General features: G+C 35.0%; 1 protein-coding gene. It reads right to left on the reverse strand.

All coding sequences use genetic code 11. From position 1 onward, the window contains the following. The coding region (locus tag BCT81_RS22840; RefSeq protein WP_102425956.1) for a hypothetical protein at positions 1-358 on the reverse strand (358 nt) is incomplete at its 3' end. Between the last annotated feature and the right edge of the window lie 324 nt (positions 359-682).

Consider the following 682-nt stretch of genomic DNA (forward strand, 5'->3'; position numbering starts at 1 on the left):
CTTCATCAATATCTTCAACTTTGTCTTTCATTTTTTGTACTGCTGGCAATAGCATTCTAATTTCTTCATTGTCAGCATTTGTTAACACAACAATATTTTCAGACTCAACTTGAGTAATGGTTAATATTCCGTGTTTAACCGATTCAACCTGTTCGCCAATCATAATTGACTCAGGAGCAACCGAACGATCAGTTAGTTGACCTGTACGTAATTTAGCCGCACTGATAGCTCGAATATTTCCGGTGTTTTCAAACGCAACGATAACAGTATGAGTATTATAATATTCAACTACTGTCACATAACCGTGTCTATTTGTTTTGAATTTAGCTCCAATGTTCATATCGTGCGGAGCTTCCATTTTCTTCACGTGTTTCCTCTCTTAGTCTCAAAGGCTGTTATATCTGATCAGCTCTATTAGTATTTTATAGATATTATTTGGTGAGATACCTATAAAGTATATACGCATCTAAACTTAAGATGAATCTTGAAGTCACGGTAAATGAGGTAGAGCACAGAAAACTGCTAATAATCACACAGAATTAACTAAGCGCTTACTTGGTGAACTACATGGGTTGAACATATTTTGTTCATTTCATGACTCTCATTTACAAGGGCTTGTTAGTTAGCGTTTTATTGATTGAGGAATCAATAAATTCGACCTGATGTGTGAGCTAATTTATAG

Source organism: Vibrio sp. 10N.261.52.A1 (assembly GCF_002876325.1).
GTDB lineage: Bacteria > Pseudomonadota > Gammaproteobacteria > Enterobacterales > Vibrionaceae > Vibrio > Vibrio chagasii.